Below are 16435 nucleotides of genomic sequence, written 5' to 3' on the forward strand. Positions count from 1 at the left end.
AAACGATTGAGTTAGTATCTTTTACGTCATAAAAGTTTTAAAAAAGTAAATCGAAATAATTATTTCTGGAAAATTATATCCAAATAGAAAATTCTAAGAATCAATTTTAGATTGAAATGCAAAATACGCTCTCTTAGAAGCTTTTTCTTCTGCTTTTTTCTTAGATGTTGCTCTGGCTTTTGCTACCACCTTATCATTGATCCAAAGTTTTACTGCAAAATGCTTCATCTCATCCCTACCAGTATCCTCATATACTTCAAAGCTGAAGTTTTTCTTTACTTTCTGGCACCATTCTATCAGCAAACTTTTATAGCTAATAATTTGTCCTTCTAAGCTTTCGATATCTACATAAGGATTGATTACTGCTTCTTGAATAAATCTTTCGCAATAATCAAACCCCCTATCCAAATAGATAGCTCCAACTAATGCTTCAAAAAGGTTTCCGTGTATATTGACTCCAAATTGAGATTTAGGAATGTTGGTTCTTACCAGATCAATTAATTTAAGATCCTTACCAAGCTCGTTAAGATGCTTTCTACTTACAACTTTGGCTCTCATTTTGGTAAGATAGCCTTCGTTACCTTCAGGAACTTCTTTAAACAAATGAGCAGCAATGACACTACTTAGCATAGCATCACCTAGAAATTCTAATCGCTCATAATTAACTGCATTTCCTTTTTTATCTTTTAGATTAAGTGATCTATGGGTAAATGCTTTCTCGTAAGGTTTAATATTTTTAGGCTTAAAACCTAAAATTTTTTGAATTTTAGAAAAAAAATTCCCGTCCTTTTCAGAGCGGGAATTTAATATGTTTCGAATAACATTCATTATTCGTCTAATTTTTTGAATAACACACAAGCGTTATGTCCACCGAAGCCAAAAGTATTACTCATTGCATACGTGATATCACGTTTTTGCGCTTTGTTTAATGTCAAATTCAATGAAGCATCTATGTTTTCATCCACAGTGGTGTGATTGATTGTAGGAGGCACAATACCATTTTGCATTGCAAGAATTGAAGCAATCGCTTCAATAGCTCCTGCAGCACCAAGTAAGTGTCCTGTCATAGATTTTGTTGAATTAATATTGATCTTTGACGCGTGCTCTCCAAAAACCTTAGTAATTGCTTTCAATTCTGCTACATCTCCTAATGGTGTGGATGTACCGTGTGTGTTTATAGCATCTACTTGTTCTGGTTGTACACCTGCATCTTTTAAACAATTAAGCATTACGCGTTCTACACCTATACCATCTGGATGTGGTGCAGTCATGTGATATGCATCACTAGACATTCCACCTCCAACAACTTCGGCATAAATTTTTGCACCACGTGCTTTAGCGTGTTCATATTCTTCAAGAATAAGTGCTCCACCACCTTCTCCTAAAACAAAACCATCTCTGGTTGCGTCAAAAGGTCTTGAGGCGGTTTCCGGACTTTCATTTCTTGTCGATAGTGCATGCATAGCATTGAATCCTCCCATACCTGCAATAGTGACGGCTGCTTCACTTCCTCCAGTTACAATAATATCACAATGTCCTAAACGAATATAGTTCAGGGCGTCTATCATTGAATTAGCAGAAGATGCACAGGCAGAAACCGTGGTATAGTTAGGTCCCATAAAACCATTTCTAATAGAAATATGTCCAGGAGCTATATCAGCGATCATTTTTGGGATAAAGAAAGGGTTGAAACGAGGTGTTCCATTCCCATTGGCATAACCAATTACTTCTTCCTGAAAAGTTTCTAATCCACCGATACCAGCACCCCAGATCACACCAACTCTAAATTTATCAACCTTCTCAAGGTCAATAGCAGCATCCTTTATTGCTTCTTCAGAAGAGACAATAGCGTACTGCGCGAACTTATCAAGTTTACGTGCTTCTTTTCTTTCGAAATAATCTGTGGGATTATAATTCTTGACTTCGCAAGCGAATTTAGTCTTGAAATGTTCGGTATCGAAATAAGTAATGGGTGCGCAACCGCTCTTACCATTTACTAATCCATCCCAATATTCTTCGATATTGTTACCGATTGGCGTTAATGCACCAAGTCCTGTGACTACTACTCGCTTAAGGCTCATATTCTGTCGTGAAGTTATTACTTTGCGTCTTCGATATAAGATATTGCTTGACCTACAGTTGCAATATTTTCTGCTTGATCATCCGGAATCTGAATATCAAATTCTTTTTCGAATTCCATAATCAATTCTACTGTGTCTAATGAATCAGCACCTAAGTCGTTAGTGAAGCTAGCTTCATTTACAACCTCGTTTTCGTCTACTCCTAATTTGTCAACGATTATCGCTTTTACTCTTGATGCAATGTCTGACATAATGTTTAATTTTAATTTTTAATTAGGTGGCAAAAATAAAAAACTTTATTTTAAAACCCCACAATCCCGTAAAAATGTATGTGTATTTTTCAAATATAGGGAAGTATTGGCTTTTTGCTACCGTTTAAATGAATAATAATTATTTTTTTTGTATCCTCTAACTAACAACTCTATTGTAGCATGAAACGTATTATAATTTTTGCTTCCGGCTCCGGTACCAATGCAGAAAACATTATCAAACACTTCAATTCACGTAAGAATGCAGAAGTGACACATGTGTTCTCTAACAACCAGCGTGCCAAAGTTTTACGTCGTGCTCACGACCTAAAGGTAAAAGCCTTGCACTTTGACAGAGAAGCATTTTATAGCACCAATGATGTATTGAATATCCTAAAAGACGCTAAGCCGGACCTAATTGTGCTAGCAGGATTTTTATGGATTTTTCCTAAAAAAATTATTGATGTTTTTCCTGACAAGGTCATTAATATACATCCGGCACTATTACCAAAATATGGAGGAAAAGGTATGTATGGAAATCATGTTCACGAAGCTGTGATAAGAAAGAAAGAGAAAGAAAGTGGGATTACGATCCATTATGTAAACGAACATTATGATGAAGGTGCTGTTATTTTTCAGGCAAAAACTTCAATAAATGAAAATGATTCGGCAGAAGATGTAGCAAATGCTATTCATCAACTAGAATATAAACATTTTCCGATCGTTATAGAACAGGTATTAGGATTGAGAGATAAAGAGTGAGTTTTTGAAAGATGAGTCGGTGACAGTCAATAATGGCGTTCGAGCAGGCTATTCACTATATCTTTTTATTTACAACGACTTTCTATCAGCTAATAACCATCAACGATTAACTAAATAATGGCAAAAAAAGAAAAATTTTATGTAGTTTGGGAAGGTCATAGGCCTGGAATTTATACCAAATGGAATGATTGTAAAGCTGCCGTAAAAGGATATGCCAATGCAAAATATAAGTCTTTTGATTCTTTTGACATTGCTAAAAAAGCATACAATGGAGATTATGAAGATTATAAAGGCAAAAGTAAACCCAAAAAAACACTTACCGCAGAACAGCTTGCAAGAATAGGAGAGCCCAACCTGTATTCTATTGCTGTAGATGCTGCTTCTAGTGGCAATCCAGGAAAAATGGAATACCGTGGTGTAGACACCCAAACAGAAAAACAACTATTTCATCAAGGTCCTTTTCCACAAGGAACAAATAATATAGGAGAATTTTTAGCATTAGTCCATGGACTAGCATATCTCAAAAAGAAAAACAGCGATCGTATTATTTATTCTGATTCTAAAATTGCTATTGGATGGGTAAAGCAAAAGACCTGTAAAACCAAGCTAAAGAGAACTGCAAAAAATGCAGCAATGTTTGAATTGGTCGACCGAGGAATACAGTGGCTTAAGAAAAACACATATACAACCAAAATAGTAAAGTGGGAAACCAAAGCCTGGGGTGAGATTCCTGCAGATTTTGGAAGAAAATAACCTTTATAATAATCCGCTCACTACTTAAAAGTAAAACGTATATTTGCAAAAAAATATTACGCTATTTATATGAGCAAATTACTGATTGTAGGCTCTGTTGCCTTTGATGCTATTGAAACACCTTTTGGAAAGACGGATAAAATTTTAGGTGGTGCTGCGCCATATATTGCACTTTCTGCATCCAATTTTAACATTCATTCAGCAATCGTATCTGTTATTGGAGAAGATTTTCCACAGGATTATCTTAGAAAACTCGAAGAGAAAAATATCGATACCTCTGCTATAGAGGTAGTAAAAGGAGGAAAAACTTTCTTTTGGAGTGGTAAATATCATAACGATCTAAATTCTAGAGATACATTAGACACGCAACTAAATGTACTTGCTGATTTTAATCCAGTGGTTCCTGAGGAATATAAAGATGCAGAGATTGTAGTACTGGGAAATTTAAATCCATTAGTACAACTTAGTGTTTTAGAACAAATGGCTACCAAACCTAAACTAGCGATTTTAGATACGATGAATTTTTGGATGGAAGATGCTTTTTTAGATGATCTTAAAAAAGTAATTGCCAAAGTAGATGTAATTACTATTAATGATCAAGAAGCAAGACAATTAAGTGGTGAGTATTCATTGGTTAAAGCTGCAAGAGTAATCGAAAACATGGGACCTAAGTATGTGGTCATAAAAAAAGGTGAGCATGGAGCTCTTTTATTTCATAATGGACAGATTTTCTTTGCTCCAGCATTACCGTTAGAAGAAGTATTCGATCCTACAGGTGCTGGGGACACTTTTGCAGGAGGCTTTGCAGGATATTTGACAAAAACAGGTGATATTTCTTTTGAAAATATGAAGAATGCCATAATACACGCTTCTAACTTGGCTTCCTTTTGTGTAGAGAAGTTTGGAACGGAAAGGATGGAAAATTTAAAACGAGAAGAAGTTCAGGGACGACTTCAACAGTTTAAAGAATTAACACAATTCGAAATAGAATTGTCTTGATATAAAATATAGCCCTGGAGCCTTTGGTTTTAGGGCTTTTTAATTTGGTTTACCTAACACAACTATTACAATTTTTGGAATACAATGAGTGATGCTTTAAAACATGAATGCGGTATCGCATTAATACGCCTTTTAAAACCATTAGAATACTATAAAGAAAAGTATGGTACAGCATTTTATGGTGTCAATAAAATGTATCTGCTTATGGAAAAGCAGCATAATCGTGGGCAAGATGGTGCTGGCTTTGCCAGTGTAAAACTAGATACTCCTCCAGGTCAACGTTATATTAGCAGAGTACGATCCAGCGAACAACAACCTATCCAAGATATTTTTTCTCAGATTAATCAAAGAATTAATAAAGAGTTTGAAGAACATCCCGAATATGCTGATGATGTTGATTTACAAAAAAAGAACATCCCATATATAGGAGAAGTATTATTAGGGCACGTGCGTTATGGAACTTTTGGAAAAAATAGTGTAGAAAGTGTTCATCCTTTTTTAAGACAGAATAATTGGATGCATCGTAATCTCATTGTAGCCGGAAACTTCAATATGACCAATAATGATGTACTATTTGATAATTTAGTGCGTCTGGGCCAGCATCCTAAAGATAAGGTAGATACGGTTACTGTAATGGAGAAAATTGGTCATTTTCTAGATTCTGAAGTAGCTAAATTATACAAAAAACTTAAGAAAGAAGGGTTTAACAAAATTGACGCTTCTCCGCAAATTGTAGAAAGACTAAATGTTACCAAAATCCTTAAAAAATCTTCTAAAGATTGGGATGGCGGGTATGCAATGGCGGGTATGTTAGGACATGGTGATGCTTTTGTACTAAGAGACCCAGCCGGAATTAGACCTGCTTACTACTATAAGGACGATGAAGTCGTAGTCGTGGCCTCAGAAAGACCCGTAATACAGACTGTATTTAATGTTCCTTTTGATGATATTATAGAATTAGACCCAGGAAAAGCTATCATAGTTAAAAAGGATGGTACAACTTCGATAAATCGTATTATTGATCCATTAGAACGCAAGGCTTGTTCTTTTGAACGTATTTATTTCTCTAGGGGAAGTGATGCTGAAATTTATGATGAAAGAAAAAATCTAGGCAGATTGATTATGCCTCAGGTTTTGGAAGAAATTAATCACGATACTGTAAATACTGTTTTCTCCTTTATACCTAACACTGCTGAAACTTCTTTCTATGGTATGGTGGAAGCGGCGCAGGACGAATTAAACAAACAGAAAAACGAAACTATACTTTCTGAAAAAGAATCTTTAACAGATGAACGATTATCAGAAATTCTCTCTCATAAATTAAGAACAGAGAAAATAGCAATCAAAGACGCTAAGCTTCGTACATTCATCACAGAAGATAGCAGTAGAGATGATTTAGTTGCTCACGTTTATGATGTTACCTATGGTGTTGTAAAATCAGAAGATAATCTTGTCATTATAGATGATAGTATCGTAAGAGGTACAACTCTAAAAAAGAGTATCATTAAAATGATGGATCGATTAAATCCAAAAAAGATTGTTATCGTCTCTTCTGCTCCACAAATTCGATATCCGGATTGTTACGGAATTGACATGGCAAGACTAGAAGGCTTAATTGCTTTTAAAGCCGCCTTAGAACTTCTAAAAGAAAATGGCAATTACGATCTTGTAGAACAGGTTTATGAGAAATGTAAAGCTCAGGAAAATCTTGCCGATGCAGAAGTACAGAATTTTGTAAAACAGCTCTATGATGGATTTACAGATCAGGAAATTAGTGATAAAATAGCCGAATTACTTAGCGATGAAACCGTAAATGCGGAAGTCAAAATTATATACCAAACTGTAGACAATCTGCACCAGGCCTGCCCTAAGAACCTAGGCGACTGGTATTTTACAGGAGATTATCCTACTGCTGGAGGAAATAGAGTAGTAAACAAAGCCTTTATTAACTTTTTTGAGGGTAAAGATGAAAGAGCTTACTAAAAAACCATAATTCCACGCAGTTAAAAATTGTTAATTTGTGTATTTCAACAAGTATTTTGACCTTTCATCTAAAACATTTTTTCACAATGAATTTCCGACTTATATTAGCAGAGCCATAGCATAAGTAGGTTAAGTTCATGGTAGATTTGGGGCAAAAAAAGGTGGACTTTCCACCTTTTTTTATTTTATGACATTTCGTAAAATATTTACATAAAAAAAAGAGTCACAAATTGTGACTCTTTTTTTATAAAGATCAAAGAGTATTACTTTCCTTGAGCATATCTGCTAGCAACCTCATTCCAGTCGATTATATTAAAAAATGCAGAAACATAATCCGGACGACGGTTTTGATAATTCAAGTAATAAGCATGCTCCCAAACATCAATCGCCAAGATAGGCGTTCCACCACAACCGATTCCAGGCATTAATGGGTTATCCTGATTAGGAGTTGCGCATATTTCTACTTTTCCTCCTTCGTGAACACACAACCAAGCCCATCCAGAACCAAACTGAGTCCCTGCAGCAGTAGAAAAAGCATCTTTAAAAGCATCAAAAGATTCATAAGCAGCATTAATTGCATCTGCTAACTCTCCTGATGGTTTTCCACCTCCATTAGGAGACATAATTTCCCAAAACAAAGTGTGATTATAAAATCCTCCTCCATTATTCCTTACAGCTTTGTTGGACATATCAAGATTGATAAGGATATTCTCTATTGTTTTACCCTCTAGATCTGTTCCTTCGATAGCAGCATTCAACTTACTGGTATATCCTGCATGATGTTTATCGTGATGGATTTCCATGGTACGAGCATCTATATGAGGTTCTAACGCATCAAAAGCGTAGTTTAATTTAGGTAATTCAAATGACATAGTTTTTTAATTATTTAGTGAATAAAAGTCAAAATGACACCAAATTTAACAATTAGAGTGATGAATAAAAATTAATATTTGTTATAAATTGTTTAAATCCTTTTATAACTAAATCACTTTATTTTTCCTCATAAAACAAAGTGCTTTTATTATTTTAGTAAAAAAAACGAATTGAGTTCTCAAAAAGCTTTTACAATTTATAATGCAGCTGCTGGAGCTGGAAAAACATACACCCTAGTAAAAGCATATATAATTACATTACTAAAAGGAGAATTTAAGGACAGCTATAAAAATATTTTGGCAATAACTTTTACAAATAAAGCAGTTGCCGAAATGAAAACAAGGGTTTTAGAAAATCTAGTTGCCATAAGCAATCCAGAAACACCTTCAAAACACAAAGACCTTTTAAAAGAGTTAGTTCTCGAAATTGGAATTACCGAGTCTGAAATAAAACAAAAAGCTAATAGAATCCTTAAAAGTATTCTTCATAATTATGCTGGTTTTGATATTGTTACCATAGATACTTTTACACATCGAGTCATAAGAACATTTGCATACGATTTAGGAATCCCTATGAATTTTGAGATCGAAATGGACTCAGAAACATTAATAGAAGAAGCAGTAGATGCTGTTGTTGCCAAAGTTGGTGTAGATCAAGAGCTAACTAAAGTAATTATTGATTTTGCCATAAGCAAACTCGAAGATGACAAGAGTTGGGATATTACAACAGAACTTAATAAAATTGCTAAACTATTATTTAGTGAAAACGATAGAGAACATCTCAATAGACTATCTAATAAAACTAATCAGGATTTCGAAAACCTAAAGACACTTTTAGCCAAAAAAAATTCTGAAAACAAAAGTGCTATCATTTCTGAATCCGTTGCAGCCCTAGAATTGATTAAAAATAATGGATTGGAAAATTCTGATTTTAATCGTGGATCAATACCAAACCACTTCATTAAGTTATCCGAAGGAGAAACGAACGTTGATTTTAAAGCTGCTTGGAAACAAAATATACAGGAAGCCTCTTTTTACACTTCGAAATTAGATACATACAAAAAAGAACAAATCGATAGTATTCGTAATACTATAGAAAGAACTTTTTTGGAAACAAAAAAGAAACTATCTCAGATTCATCTTTTTGAAAATATCGTCAAAAACCTTACTCCTCTTTCTATTCTTAACGCAATCAACAAAGAGCTTATAGATATCAAAAAAGAAAGAAGAATTCTTTTAATCTCAGAATTCAATAAAATCATTAGTGAGGCCATACAAGACCAACCAGCTCCTTTCATTTATGAACGTCTAGGAGAACGATATCGGGATTATTTTATAGATGAATTTCAGGACACTTCAGAATTACAATGGAACAACTTGATCCCATTAATAGATAATGCTCTTTCTACTGAAACCTTAACCGGTAAAAGAGGGCAACTTACTATAGTAGGGGATGCTAAACAAGCTATTTACAGATGGCGAGGAGGAAAAGCGGAACAGTTTATTAATCTTTCTTCAGATCAAAACCCTTTTTCGATTAAGGAAAAGCAAGTTCTTAATTTACCAAAAAACTATCGTAGTCATAAAAACATTATAGAGTTTAATAATGACTTTTTTACCTTTTTATCAAACGACTTTAGTGATCAAAAACACCAAGAACTTTATCGAAAAGGAAATCAACAGCAAACAAACCCAAAAGATAATGGTTATGTAAATATATCATTTATTGAGGCTAAGAATGCTATCGATGAGAATGAGATCTATCCGCAAAGAGTATTTGAAATCATAAAAGAACTCAAAGAAAAAAGATATGGCCTGGATGAGATTTGTATTTTGGTAAGAAGACAAAAAGAAGGAGCACTAATAGCCGATTTTCTCACAGAAAAGGGATTATCCATAATATCATCAGAAACTTTGCTTATCAATAATGCTCCCGAGGTGGTGTTTATTATTGATTTACTTACCTGGTATGTACAGCCTGATAACCTTATGGCTAAAGCTAATATGCTTCATTTTCTTTCGGATAAACTTTTGATACAAGACAAACATTCCTTTTTACAAAATGTAATATTCACTGATAAAAACATCTTTTCATCAGTATTAAAGAATTACGGAATTGACTTTAACTTAAATTTTTTAGGTGTAAATTCTATTTATTCCAGTGCAGAATATATTGTTAAAAGCTTCAATCTAGCTAATTCTGCTCCAGCATACATTCAGTTTTTCCTGGATACAATATTTTCTTTTTCTCAAAAACATGCTGAAGGTATTATTGGGTTTCTTAACTATTGGAATAGTAAAAAAGACAAACTCAGTATTGTAGCTCCGGAAGGAGAGGAAGCTATTAAGATCATGACCATACATAAAGCCAAGGGGTTAGAGTTTCCTTGTGTTATATACCCCTATGCCAATATTGATATTTATAGAGAGTTAGAACCTAAAACCTGGTTATCGGTTGACAAAGAAAAATACAATGGTTTTGAAGAAGTATTTATCAATTATAACAAAAGTATATCCGATTATGATTCGAGAGCCGAAAAAATTGTTGTCGAGAGACAAGCAAAATTAGAGCTAGACACCTTTAATCTATTATACGTTGCTTTGACTCGGGCAGAGCAGCAATTATATATTATCTCAAAGAAAGAATTAACCTCTAAAGGTGAAAGTAATAAAAATAAATTTTCGGGTAAATTAATTCATTATTTACAATATAAGAACCTATGGAATCCTGAACAACTTGAATATGGATTTGGGAATGCGGATAAACCATTTTCTCAAGTACCTCATTCAGAAAGTAAATCCAAAAACATTCGATTAAGTCAATTTGAAAACTCTGAACAACAATATAAAATTAGTATAGTAACTAACTCCAGTAAATTATGGGACACTTCACAAGGGGATGCTATTGAAAAAGGAAACCTTATCCATGATTTACTATCATTAATATATACACATAATGATATAAACAAAGTAATAGCTGATGCATACTTAGAAGGAAGAATTCTTTTACAAGACAAAGAAATATTGTACAAAGAGCTGACAAAAGTGATTGAACATCCAGAACTTATAAATTATTTCAAAGAAAACAATACTATACTAAATGAACAAGAAATTATAGCTAATGGGCAACTGTATCGACCAGATAGAATTATAATAACTTCAGAAGAATATGTTGTTATAATAGATTATAAAACAGGAGTTTCATCGCCTTCTCATAAAAAACAACTCATACAATATGGAGAGGTTCTAATAAGAATGGGTTACAAAATTGATAAGAAAATCCTTGTATATATCGATAAAAATATCGCTTTAAAATTCATCTAAATAAGTATTATTTTCAGAATTACTTAAAGAAAAGTAGGGATAAAAAGGATTTTTATATTATAATTGTAACAAATTTGAAAGGACAATAAATATTATTTTTCTTAAAAATTAGTCATATTTATCATGTTTTAGAGGCTTAAGCTGTAGTTGTAAAAAACTCGAAAAACCTTCAAACCCTGATATACACTGGCCTATTTAGAAAAAATTATTACATTTGTCTTTGTCAGTTATTATTAACATATTACATTTGCTCTAATTAACACTTAAAAATTAAATTATTGAATATGAAACATCTTAGAAGTTTTTTAGTGGCTTCGTTATTAGTACTCGGGTTTAGTACTGCGAATGCACAAGATGAAAACAACCCTTGGGCAGTATCGATTGGCGTTAATGCCGTTGACATTTTCCCTACTGGTGGTGACCTACCAGCACAAGGAGAAATTTTTGACGAGTTTTTCAACGCTAGTGACCACTGGAATATTCTTCCATCTGTATCTAAACTATCTGTAGGTAGATACATTGGAGATGGATTTACTTTTACTGTTTCCGGTAGTGTAAATCAAATCGATAAAGTTGGTGAAAATCCTATTACTGGGGAGGATTTATCTGCTGATGACTTTTCTTATTATGCCGTAGACGGTAGAATTAGTTACAGTTTTAAAAACATATTAGGTTCTAACTGGCTTGACCCTTACTTAGGAGTTGGTGGTGGATACACTTGGTTAGATGAAATTGGAGTTGGAACTTTAAATGGTTCTTTTGGTCTTAACTTTTGGTTAACTGAAAACTTAGCTTTCAATCTACAAACAACGTACAAGCATGTATTCGAGGATTATGCAGTTAACGCTACTGATGCAAATCCAGTAAACACAAGCTATCCTCCAACTCACTTCCAACACTCTGCAGGTCTTACTTTTGCATTTGGAGGTAAAGATACTGACGGTGATGGAGTATACGATAAAGATGATGAGTGTCCAGATGTTCCTGGTTTAGCAGAATTTAATGGTTGTCCTGATACTGACGGTGATGGAATCACTGATGCTAAAGATGACTGTCCTGATACTCCTGGTACAGCAGAATTTAACGGTTGTGCTGATACTGATGGTGATGGAGTTGCTGATCCTCAGGATGAGTGTCCTACTGTAGCTGGATTAGCTAACCTAAATGGATGTCCTGATGCTGACGGTGATGGAATCACTGATGCAAAAGACGGTTGTCCAAATGAGGCAGGTCCTGCTGCTAATAATGGTTGTCCTTACCAAGATAAAGATGGTGATGGAGTATTAGACAAAGATGATAACTGTCCTGATGTTGCTGGTACTGTTGCTAACAATGGTTGTCCAGAAGTAACTGAAGAAGTACAGAAAACTCTTAACGACTATGCTAAGACTATCTTATTTGATTCTGGTAGATCAACTATCAAAGAAGAATCAAACAAAGTTCTTGGTGATATCATTGGAATCTTAAAAGAATACCCAACTGCTAAGTTTACTATTGAAGGGCATACTGATAGCCAAGGTAGAGCATCATCTAACCAAAAATTATCTGACTCTAGAGCTAACGCTGTTAAGACATACTTAGTTGAAAACGGTATTGATCAGTTCAGATTATCTGCTGTTGGTTATGGTGAAGACAGACCAATTGCTACTAATAAAACTAGAAAAGGTAGAGCTCAAAACAGACGTGTTGAGATCAACTTAGTGAAGTAATTTTTTCACTAAATATATAATAAAACGTCCCGATTAAATCGGGACGTTTTTTATTTTTAAGGGTGGATAGTTTTTTACAAGAAATAATATTAGAGGTACATAAAAAGTGCAAGAGTATAAGCGAACTGATTTTTCTTGTTCCCAGTAAAAGAGCAGGTCTTTTTCTCAAAAGAGAGCTCCTAAAACTTTATACTGATCAGGCTCTTTTTATGCCAAAGATTATTAGTATAGAAGAGTTCATTGCCCAAGTATCAGGTTTAAGACAAATTGATAATGTGCAAACATTATTTGAGTTTTATGAAACCTATCTAGACACCCATACTGATATAGAAAAAGAAAGTTTTGAATCCTTTAGCAATTGGGCACAAACATTAATTTATGATTTTAATGAAATAGATCGCTACTGTATCGATCACAAAAGCTTCTTTAACTACCTATCAGGGATCCAAGACCTTAATCACTGGTATCTTCAAAAAGAAAAAACCGAGCTCGTAAAAAACTATATTAGTTTCTGGGAAAATTTACTAGATTATTATTCTCAATTTAAGAAAAGACTCCTCGAAAAGAAAATTGGATATCAGGGATTACTCTACAGACAAGCTTCAGAAAACATTAAACAATACCTTAAAACTGAAGACAGAAAACATATTTTGGTTGGATTTAATGCCTTAAACAATGCCGAGCAACATATTTTTCAATCACTATTAGAAGCTAATAAAGCAGATGCATATTGGGATGCTGATAAATTCTTTTTCAATAATACGTATCACGAAGCAGCACTTTTTTTAAAAATTTACCAAAAGCAATGGGATTATTATAAGCAACAACCTTTTAATTGGGTGAAAAATTACTTTTCAGAAGAAAAAGACATTAAACTTATTGGTGTTCCTAAGAATATTGGCCAAGCAAAATCAGTCGGTAAAATCCTTTCCTCTATTGATCCTAACACCTTGGAAAAAACTGCTTTAGTATTGGCAGACGAAACATTATTACAGCCTGTATTAAATGCATTACCAAACACCATTGCTTCTCTTAATATTACTATGGGCTTACCACTAAAAGAAGTTCCTATTTCAGCCTTCTTCGAGATGTTATTTCGTCTCCATAAAAACTTGAATCCCAAAGGTTATTATTATAAAAATGTTTTAGAAATTCTAAATAGTCAAATTGCATCCAGAATTCTAAAGGACGTTTCCTCCGAGCTATCCAAACAGATTTCGGATGAAAATATGGTTTTTATAACCTTTAAAAAACTATTAAACATAGTCTCTGATCATCAAAAAGAAACAATTAAGTTATTTTTTGAACCATGGAAAGACGTATCGATAGCCTTACATAGTTGTAGTAAAATCATACAACTACTTAAGAACAGTTTAGATCACGAGAAAAACGCATTAGAATTAGAGTACGTATATCATTTTCATATTATTTTTAATAAACTAACTACACTACAAGACACTTATCAATATCTCAACAGCTTATCATCCTTATATCAACTATACAAAGATCTTTTGACCTCGGAGACTTTGGATTTTAGAGGAGAACCTTTTAGTGGATTACAATTAATGGGGATGTTGGAATCTAGATGTCTTGATTTTGAAACTGTAATCATTACATCAGTTAACGAAGGTGTACTTCCAGCCGGAAAAAGCATTAACTCTTTTATCCCATATGATCTAAAAAGAGCATACAATTTGCCAACATATAAAGAAAAAGATGCCATATATACCTATCACTTTTATAGATTAATACAAAGAGCTAATAATATATATTTACTTTACAACACAGAAGATGAAGGAGTCGGTGGTGGAGAAAAAAGCCGATTCCTTCGTCAGTTAGAAATTGACAAAAGACCTAAACATAAACTCGCCAAATACATTGTTTCTTCTGAAGTTCCTAAACTTAATAATAACCCTCTACAAGTAAGGAAAACTTCAGAAATGCTTTCTCGATTACAAGAATTAGCAGAACACGGCTTATCCCCTTCTGCTTTGACTACTTATATCAGAAACCCAATTGATTTCTATTACAAATATGTCTTAGGGATTAAAGAAACCGAAGAAGTTGAAGAAACCATTGCAGCCAATACATTGGGAACAGTAATTCATAATACATTAGAAACCTTTTACAAACCATTTCAAAATCAATTTCTAAATCAACAGCATATCATATCCATGATCTCTCAGATTGATTCTGAAATCAAAACTCAATTCAGAAATGTATATTCTAAACTAGATATTACACATGGCAAAAACCTATTGATTTTTGAGGTTGCTAAAAGGTATGTATATAATTTTTTAAAGTCTGAAGAGCGATTAATCAAAAATGGATCACAACTTAAGGTTTTATCAATCGAAAGCAATCTCAAAGCACCTATTGATATCCCTGAATTAGATTTTACTATTTATATCAAAGGAAAAGTGGATCGTATTGATGAATTAGACGGACAGCTGAGAATCATTGATTACAAAACTGGAAAAGTCGCCAAAAATGATGTCGTTTTTATGGATTGGAATATAATTATGGAAGATTATAAATACAGTAAAGCAGTTCAAGTATTGGCCTATGCATATATGCAAAACAAAGAAAATCCAGTTTCTGAACCTTTTCACGCAGGAATTATCTCTTTTAAGAACCTAAAAGAAGGATTTCTAAAATTTGGAACCAAAGAAACTGTTAGAGGTAGAACTAACCATGATATCACCAAAGAAGTATTCGATGAATATCTTTTACAGCTAAAAAAACTTATCCTAGAAATATTTAATCTGGATATTCCATTTACAGAAAAAGAAGTATAATTATTATGATCGCATCAGTTAAAAACATAGTACTGGAGGGAAAACACCAAAAACCTATCCTGGCAGATTTATTTTATACCAAAAACGAAAAACAAAAACCATTAGTTATTTTCTGTCACGGCTATAAAGGATTTAAAGATTGGGGCGCTTGGGATTTAGTTGCTGAATCTTTTGCAAAAGCTGGATTTTTCTTTTTAAAGTTTAATTTTTCTCATAATGGAGGAACCGTAGAGCAACCTATTGATTTTCCGGATTTAGAAGCTTTTGGATATAATAATTATATCAAAGAATTAGATGATCTGGAATCTGTTATAGATTGGGTCACCTCATCAAGTTTTGAATATAAAAATCAAGTTAACAACTCTCAAATAACATTAATCGGTCATTCTCGTGGTGGTGGAATTGCAATTCTAAAAGCTTCAGAAGACCATAGAATTACTAAACTTATCTCTTGGGCCAGTGTTTCAGATTATAAAAACCGTTTTCCTAAAGATGAGGCTTTTGAGCTTTGGAAAAAGAATGGAGTTTACTATATACAAAACGGAAGAACTAAACAGCAGATGCCTCATTACTTTCAGTTTTACACTTCTTTTATTGACAACGAAGACCGTCTTACCATTTCTAAAGCAGCAAAAAAGATAAAAATCCCACATCTTATTATCCATGGAACAGATGATCCCACAGTAAATATTAAAGAAGCACAACTTTTACATCAATGGAATCCTGAAAGTGAGTTGTTTTTAGTCAATGGTGCTGATCACGTTTTTGGAGCTAAACATCCTTGGATTGAACAATTTCTCCCAAATGATTTGTTATATACAATTGAAAAATCCATCCCATTTGCAATACTTTAACAGCATTACATTATTAAAAATGTAATGATTTTCTTTTTTTTTCGTTTATTTG

General features: G+C 33.4%; 12 protein-coding genes. 8 read left to right on the top strand and 4 right to left on the bottom strand.

What is annotated here, in order from left to right; all coding sequences use genetic code 11:
- Window positions 1–93: 93 nt before the first annotated feature.
- From rnc to J8M14_RS07190, 3 genes are read right to left on the bottom strand one after another with little or no spacing between them, the layout of a single operon-like run.
- Window positions 94–828, bottom strand: coding sequence for a ribonuclease III (gene rnc, locus J8M14_RS07180; protein ID WP_211073917.1), 735 nt, complete (start codon window positions 826–828; stop codon window positions 94–96).
- Window positions 828–2081 carry a beta-ketoacyl-ACP synthase II gene (gene fabF, locus J8M14_RS07185; protein ID WP_211073918.1) on the bottom strand — a complete coding sequence of 418 codons (1254 nt, stop codon included), beginning with the start codon at window positions 2079–2081 and terminating at the stop codon, window positions 828–830. The genes rnc and fabF overlap by 1 nt, the downstream gene beginning before the upstream one ends.
- A 17-nt stretch (window positions 2082–2098) precedes the next feature.
- Complete coding sequence (locus J8M14_RS07190; protein ID WP_024768509.1) at window positions 2099–2332, bottom strand: acyl carrier protein; 234 nt, start codon at window positions 2330–2332, stop codon at window positions 2099–2101.
- Between the two features lie 180 nt (window positions 2333–2512).
- Between J8M14_RS07190 and purN the strand changes: the two genes are divergently transcribed.
- The 4 genes from purN (at window position 2513) to J8M14_RS07210 (ending at window position 6826) form a co-directional block, all read left to right on the top strand.
- Entirely contained in the window at window positions 2513–3091 is a 579-nt protein-coding gene (purN, locus tag J8M14_RS07195) for a phosphoribosylglycinamide formyltransferase (RefSeq protein WP_211073919.1), read from the top strand.
- Window positions 3092–3208: 117 nt separating this feature from the next.
- A complete protein-coding gene (locus tag J8M14_RS07200; RefSeq protein WP_211073920.1) occupies window positions 3209–3844 on the top strand; it encodes a ribonuclease H family protein in 636 nt (211 codons plus the stop codon).
- Between the two features lie 69 nt (window positions 3845–3913).
- Window positions 3914–4843, top strand: coding sequence for a PfkB family carbohydrate kinase (locus J8M14_RS07205; RefSeq protein WP_211073921.1), 930 nt, complete (start codon window positions 3914–3916; stop codon window positions 4841–4843).
- Between the two features lie 84 nt (window positions 4844–4927).
- Window positions 4928–6826 carry an amidophosphoribosyltransferase gene (locus J8M14_RS07210; protein WP_211073922.1) on the top strand — a complete coding sequence of 633 codons (1899 nt, stop codon included), beginning with the start codon at window positions 4928–4930 and terminating at the stop codon, window positions 6824–6826.
- A 263-nt stretch (window positions 6827–7089) separates the two neighbouring features.
- Here J8M14_RS07210 and J8M14_RS07215 read toward each other — a convergent pair whose 3' ends face one another.
- The gene (locus tag J8M14_RS07215; protein WP_211073923.1) at window positions 7090–7698 is read right to left on the bottom strand and encodes a superoxide dismutase; all 609 of its coding nucleotides are present in this window, start codon (window positions 7696–7698) and stop codon (window positions 7090–7092) included.
- A gap of 171 nt (window positions 7699–7869) precedes the next feature.
- Between J8M14_RS07215 and J8M14_RS07220 the strand changes: the two genes are divergently transcribed.
- The 4 genes from J8M14_RS07220 (at window position 7870) to J8M14_RS07235 (ending at window position 16383) form a co-directional block, all read left to right on the top strand.
- The gene (locus J8M14_RS07220; RefSeq protein WP_211073924.1) at window positions 7870–11022 is read left to right on the top strand and encodes a UvrD-helicase domain-containing protein; all 3153 of its coding nucleotides are present in this window, start codon (window positions 7870–7872) and stop codon (window positions 11020–11022) included.
- Window positions 11023–11306: 284 nt separating this feature from the next.
- Window positions 11307–12731: an OmpA family protein gene (locus tag J8M14_RS07225; RefSeq protein WP_211073925.1), complete on the top strand. Its 1425-nt coding sequence runs from the start codon at window positions 11307–11309 to the stop codon at window positions 12729–12731.
- Between the two features lie 209 nt (window positions 12732–12940).
- Window positions 12941–15529 carry a PD-(D/E)XK nuclease family protein gene (locus J8M14_RS07230; protein WP_247672577.1) on the top strand — a complete coding sequence of 863 codons (2589 nt, stop codon included), beginning with the start codon at window positions 12941–12943 and terminating at the stop codon, window positions 15527–15529.
- A 5-nt stretch (window positions 15530–15534) separates the two neighbouring features.
- Window positions 15535–16383, top strand: a complete 849-nt coding sequence (locus J8M14_RS07235) for an alpha/beta fold hydrolase (RefSeq protein WP_211073927.1) — start codon at window positions 15535–15537, stop codon at window positions 16381–16383.
- Window positions 16384–16435 lie beyond the last annotated feature (52 nt).

The organism is Aquimarina sp. MMG016, assembly GCF_018100805.1.
Lineage (GTDB): Bacteria > Bacteroidota > Bacteroidia > Flavobacteriales > Flavobacteriaceae > Aquimarina.